At 75.1% G+C, this 5,113-nt stretch carries 5 protein-coding genes and 2 tRNA genes; 4 read left to right on the top strand and 3 right to left on the bottom strand.

What is annotated here, in order from left to right:
• The first annotated feature begins 82 nt into the window (after positions 1–82).
• The 3 genes from FNQ90_RS12180 to FNQ90_RS12170 all read left to right on the top strand — a co-directional run bounded on the left by FNQ90_RS12180 (position 83) and on the right by FNQ90_RS12170 (position 2,302).
• Positions 83–1,432, top strand: a complete 1,350-nt coding sequence (locus FNQ90_RS12180) for a DUF445 domain-containing protein (RefSeq protein WP_323379909.1) — start codon at positions 83–85, stop codon at positions 1,430–1,432.
• Between the two features lie 101 nt (positions 1,433–1,533).
• A tRNA-Leu gene (locus FNQ90_RS12175) sits at positions 1,534–1,620 on the top strand.
• A gap of 253 nt (positions 1,621–1,873) precedes the next feature.
• Entirely contained in the window at positions 1,874–2,302 is a 429-nt protein-coding gene (locus FNQ90_RS12170) for an OsmC family protein (RefSeq protein ID WP_143617881.1), read from the top strand.
• A 73-nt stretch (positions 2,303–2,375) separates the two neighbouring features.
• On the opposite strand, the gene FNQ90_RS12165 is transcribed toward FNQ90_RS12170, so the two are convergent.
• Entirely contained in the window at positions 2,376–3,521 is a 1,146-nt protein-coding gene (locus FNQ90_RS12165; protein ID WP_182606392.1) for a methyltransferase domain-containing protein, read from the bottom strand.
• Between the two features lie 343 nt (positions 3,522–3,864).
• Here FNQ90_RS12165 and FNQ90_RS12160 point away from each other — a divergent pair, with 343 nt between their 5' ends.
• Positions 3,865–4,257 carry an antibiotic biosynthesis monooxygenase family protein gene (locus tag FNQ90_RS12160; protein WP_143617877.1) on the top strand — a complete coding sequence of 131 codons (393 nt, stop codon included), beginning with the start codon at positions 3,865–3,867 and terminating at the stop codon, positions 4,255–4,257.
• A 128-nt stretch (positions 4,258–4,385) separates the two neighbouring features.
• On the opposite strand, the gene FNQ90_RS12155 is transcribed toward FNQ90_RS12160, so the two are convergent.
• Together FNQ90_RS12155 and FNQ90_RS12150 are read right to left on the bottom strand one after the other, a co-directional pair.
• Positions 4,386–4,459 (bottom strand) — tRNA-Lys (locus FNQ90_RS12155).
• Between the two features lie 111 nt (positions 4,460–4,570).
• The gene (locus FNQ90_RS12150; RefSeq protein ID WP_228471072.1) at positions 4,571–5,008 is read right to left on the bottom strand and encodes a hypothetical protein; all 438 of its coding nucleotides are present in this window, start codon (positions 5,006–5,008) and stop codon (positions 4,571–4,573) included.
• Positions 5,009–5,113: the final 105 nt, after the last annotated feature.

The following is a 5,113-nucleotide window of genomic DNA, read 5'->3' as shown; positions in this document are numbered from 1 at the left end:
GGTCGGAGCCGAACCGAACCCGGGAGGGGGAGCCCCGGCGACACCTCCCGCCGGACCGGCCGCCGAGGCGCTTCCCGGCCCGGTGCCGGAGCCGGTGCCCGAACCCGCCGACGCGCCGGGCCCGGGCGCCCGTACCGCCCCGGCCGCCGCGCCGTCCCGGGGGCGGCTCACCGACGGCTTCACCGAGATCGACATGGAGAAGCAGCGCGGCCTGCGCCGGATGAAGGTGGTCGCCACCGGCCTGCTGGTCTTCGTGGCGGTCGTCTACGCGCTGGCCACCTGGGCCGAGGCCCGGGGCGCCGGCCCCTGGGCCGGGTACGTGGCGGCGGCGGCCGAGGCCGGGATGGTCGGGGCGCTCGCCGACTGGTTCGCGGTCACCGCCCTGTTCCGCCACCCGCTCGGACTGCCGATCCCGCACACCGCGATCATCCCCACCAAGAAGGATCAACTGGGGGAATCACTCGGTGACTTCGTCGGGGAGAACTTCCTCTCCGAACAGGTGGTCCGGGAGAAGATCGCCGCCGTGGACCTCGGCCGGCGGGTGGGGGCCTGGTTGGCGCAGCCGGACAACGCCGACCGGGTCACCGCCGAGTTGGCCAACGCCCTGCGCGGCGGGATGGCGGTCCTGCGGGACTCCGACGTCCAGGCGATCCTGGGCGAGGTCATCACCCGACGGGCCGAGGCGACCGAGGTCTCCCCGGCGCTCGGCCGGTTGCTGGGGCGCACGGTCGAGGAGGGCGGCCACCACCGCCTGGTGGACCTGTTCTGCGCCAAGGCCCACGACTGGCTGGTGGAGCACCGGGACGCCGTCATGACGGCGGTGGAGGGCGGGGCTCCGGGTTGGACGCCCCGCTTCGTGGACCGCCGGGTCGGTGACCGCGTCTATCGCGAACTGCTGCGCTTCGTCACCGAGATGCGGGACAGCCCCGGGCACCCCGCGCGCGGGGCGGTGGACCGTTTCCTGGCCGACCTGGCGGTGCAGTTGCGGGAGGACCCGGCCACCCGCGAGCGGGTGGAGCGGGCCAAGTCCGAGCTGTTGAACCGCCCCGAGGTGCAGGACGTCATCGCCTCCGCCTGGGGGGCCGTGCGGAGCATGGTGCTGGCGGCGGCCGAGGACGAGCGCAGCGCGCTGCGGTTGCGCGCCCGCACCTCCGTGCTCTCCCTGGGGGCCCGGCTGGAGGCCGACCCGCGCCTGCGCGGCAAGCTGGACACCTGGATCACCAACGCCGCCGTGCACGTGGTCACCGGCTACCGTCGCGAGATCACCTCGCTGATCAGCGACACCGTGTCGAGCTGGGACGCCCGCCACACCTCCCGCAAGATCGAGCTGCACATCGGCCGCGACCTGCAGTTCATCCGGCTCAACGGCACGATCATCGGCGCGCTGGCGGGGTTGGTGATCCACACCGTCACCCGGGCGCTGGGCGGTTGACGTCGCCCCCGTCGCGGGCCGGCCCACCCGCCGCCGCGGATCGCCCACCCCGACGGCGTCGGGAGGGGCGGGCCGCGGCGGCGGATAGGATGCCGGTGTCGGCGGCCGTGGCGGAATGGCGAGACGCGCTGGGTTTAGGTCCCAGTGGGCGCAAGCCCGTGAGGGTTCGAATCCCTCCGGCCGCACCATGACCCCTTCCGGCGCCCGCCCGTCACGACCGGCCCCGGTGGGCCCCGTCACCGGTGGCCCGGCGCGGCCGGAAACCGCCTTTTCCGGGCCGGTCGGCGTCGATGTCGCGGACACGCCGCCCGGCCGGGGGCGAACCGCCGCCGCGAGGGGGTTAGCGTGGGGCCGAACGGAGCGCCCCGACACCCTCCGCCCCGGCGGCCGGGACGCGGGCGATCCGCCGTCGAAGCATCCGTCACGGAGGATGGAAAGCACATGGCAACCACGCGCACCGCGACCACCCGGTGGGAGGGCCCGCTGATGGGCGGCGCGGGCACCGTCGCCCTCGACTCGTCCGGCCTGGGCACCTACGACGTCACCTGGCCCTCCCGGGCGGAGGAGCCCAACGGCCGCACCAGTCCCGAGGAGTTGATCGCGGCGGCCCACTCCTCCTGCTACTCGATGGCGTTCTCGCACGGCCTGGCCGGTGCCGGCACGCCGCCCGAGTCGGTGGAGACCCGGGCGGACGTCACCTTCCAGCCGGGTGAGGGCATCACCGGTATCAAGCTCACCGTCCGGGCACGGGTGCCCGGCCTCTCGGAGGACGACTTCCGGAAGGCCGCCGAGGGCGCCAAGGAGAACTGCCCGGTCAGCAAGGCCCTCGCCGGGGTGAACATCACCCTCGAGGCCGAACTGCTCTCCTGAGGCCGGTCGTCCCGGGCGCCCGACGGGCGCCCGGGACACGGGTCCGGCCCCTCCCGGGCCCCCTCCGCCGCGGTCAACCGGGCCGCACGGCGTCCACGGGCTCGCCCAACTCGTGGCCCGGCCCGTCCGGGGTGTCGATCCACAACCGCTGGTGCCGCCCCTCCACGGAGACCCCGAACCTTTCCGGGCCCGGTCGACCCCGCTCGTCCCACACCCGGTACAGCCGCTCCACCTCGGACCACAACCGGCGCGGACCGGCCTCCACCACCATGCCGTTACGGCCCAGGCGCGCGGTGGAGCCGTCCATCCCGCGCAGCGCCACCGCTCCCGGCCCGGCGCCCGGTTCCGGATCCATCCGCCACTCCACGCCCGGTTCGCACAGGTCCGCCCAGAAGCGGAAGTCCGGGTCGGTCGCGGCCCGGGGCGTCACCTCCGCCGGACGGCCGGGGTCGTCCGCGTCGGGTTCCACCGCCGGCACCCCGGGGCGGGACCGTCCGGTGCGCAACGGCATGAACCAGGCACCGCCCCGGAACCGGCCCGTCGCCCGATCCGGCCCGGTGCGCCGCAGCCGGATCACCGCGTAGCCCAGGGGGGCGACCAACAGACCGTCCACCGTGAGTTGGCGCAACCAGGGCAGTGGCACGGCGTCGATCCGGCAGGTCGCGATGATCCGGTCGTAGGGCGCCTCGGGCGGCCACCCCATGGAGCCGTCGGCGGTGACCACCCGCGGCCGGCGGCCGGCGGCCGCGAGGTGGGCACGGGCGGTGGCGGTCAACTCCGGGTCCAGGTCCACGCTGGTCACCCGGTGGTCCCCCACCCGGTGGGCCAGCAGGGCGGCGTTCCAGCCGGTGCCGGTGCCGACCTCCAGGATCCGGTCGCCGTCGCGCACATCCAGATCGTGCAGCATGCTGGCCATCAGCGACGGCTGGGAGCTGGAGGAGATCGGCTCCCCGCCGCGCCGGTGGGTGACCAACGCGCGATCCTCGTGCACCCCGCGCAACCACAGGTCGGGGTGGTCGTGGCGATCGATCCGCAATCCCGAGGGGTCGTAGAAGCGGGGTACGAACAGATGACGCGGCACCTCCTCGAAGGCGGTCCGCCAGGCGGGGTCGGGGAGGGCCCCGGCGGCGACGAGGGCGCTCACCAGGTCGTGACGGAGCCGGGCGGCCTCCCGGTCGATGTCGCGTGCTTCCCGGCCCTCACCGATGGGTCCGCCCATGGTCGCCCTCACCCTCTCCTCCGGTCTCTCTTCCGGTGTTCCGCGCGGTTGGTTCCGTGTGGTTCGTTCGGTGCGGTTCGTTCGGTGCGGGGACGTCCCGAACCACCCACCGGTTCGGACACCCGCCGGGGGACGCCTGCCCGCCGACGCGCCCGGGACGCCGGTGGGCGCGCCGGGTTCCGGCAGGCCCTTCCCGAACCGTCCCACGAGCCGGCCACGGGCGCCGGCGGACGCGGCGGGGGAGGGGGTCGCCGTCACGCCCCGGGGTGAACCCTCGGCCGCGCGGGCGGGCCGAGGGGCCCGCACGCGCGGCCGAGGGGCCCGGGGGTGAAGAATGGGGCGCATGAGTGTGGTGAAGATCAACGTGATCGAGGTCCCGGCGGAGCGGCGCGAGGAGTTGGAGCGACGCTTCGCCTCCCGTGCCGGTCTGGTGGAGAACTCCGACGGCTTCGAGTGGTTCGAGCTGCTGCGCCCGGTGGAGGGCACCGACCGGTACCTCGTCTACACCCGGTGGCGCAGCGAGGCGGACTTCGAGGCCTGGATGAACGGTCCGATGCGGCAGGCGCACACCGGCGGCGGGGAAGGCCGTCCCGGCGGCGGAGGCGAGGAGGGTGCCGGTCACGGCGGCCCGCGCCCGGCGGCCACGGGGGCGACCCTGTGGTCCTTCGAGGTGGTGCAGCAGGCGGCCCCCGGAGGCTCGGCCGAGGACGGGGAGGGCGCGGCCGGCGAGGGCTGAGCCCGCGGTCGCGACGGTCCGGCGGCGGTCCGGCGGTGGGATCCCCCTCCGCCGGACCGGCCCGGGGCGACACGGAAAGAGTCGGGGCCCGCGACACGTGGAATGTCGCGGACCCCGGCTCTTTCCGGTACGCCGCCAGGGACTCGAACCCCGGACCCGCTGATTAAGAGTCAGCTGCTCTAACCAACTGAGCTAGCGGCGCCTGGTGACAGGGAAGACTGTAGCACCCGGGGCGGGCGGGACGAAAATCGATTCCGCCGTACGGGGCCGTGACCTGCGTCGCAACCCGGTCCCCGTCCTCCCCGGCGGGCGGTCACTCCTCCCCGGCGGGGTCGCCCCGCTCCAACCGACGGCCGAACTCCACCATCCGCCGGGCGTAGTCCTCGCCCCACCCCGCGAGTTCGGCGAGCTGCGTCTCCGTGAGGCGGTCGAAGCGGCGCGGATCGGTCAGCCGGGCCGCCGCCACCGCCTGGTACTCCACGGCCCGCTCGGCGGCGTCCCGGAAGGCGACCGCCAGATCCGTCGAGCGTTCCAGCAGTTCCCCCGGGTCGGTCACGGACTCCAGACCGAAGAAGTGCTCGGCGTCCACGGCCGCCATCGGGGGTTCGAAGGTCAGCGACGCCGGTTTGCGGAACCGGGGCCGGGTCGGTCGGGACGTGGCGCTCTCCGCCCTCTCGCCGGGCTGGGTCACGGTGGGATCCGCCTCCTCACGGGGCTGCTGCGGTACGACCGCGCGGCGCCGCGTGGCCATCGGCCGAGCCCCTCCGGCGGGGCCCCGACATCGCAGTCTACGGCCGACCCCCCGGCGGACGGGAGTGCCGAACCCCGGCCCCCGGTGACCGGAGCGGCCGGGAGC

It is taken from the genome of Streptomyces alkaliphilus, assembly GCF_014141535.1.
Taxonomy (GTDB): Bacteria; Actinomycetota; Actinomycetes; order Streptomycetales; family Streptomycetaceae; genus Streptomyces; species Streptomyces alkaliphilus.
This window is presented reverse-complemented; position numbering and strand designations above follow the sequence as displayed.

What these genes read in the sequence shown, in the direction of transcription:
- FNQ90_RS12160 (WP_143617877.1), top strand. Translation starts at nt 3,865, where the DNA reads ATGAGTGTGGTGAAGATCAACGTGATCGAGGTCCCGGCGGAGCGGCGC.
- FNQ90_RS12165 (WP_182606392.1), bottom strand. Translation starts at nt 3,521, where the DNA reads ATGGGCGGACCCATCGGTGAGGGCCGGGAAGCACGCGACATCGACCGG.
- FNQ90_RS12150 (WP_228471072.1), bottom strand. Translation starts at nt 5,008, where the DNA reads ATGGCCACGCGGCGCCGCGCGGTCGTACCGCAGCAGCCCCGTGAGGAG.
- FNQ90_RS12170 (WP_143617881.1), top strand. Translation starts at nt 1,874, where the DNA reads ATGGCAACCACGCGCACCGCGACCACCCGGTGGGAGGGCCCGCTGATG.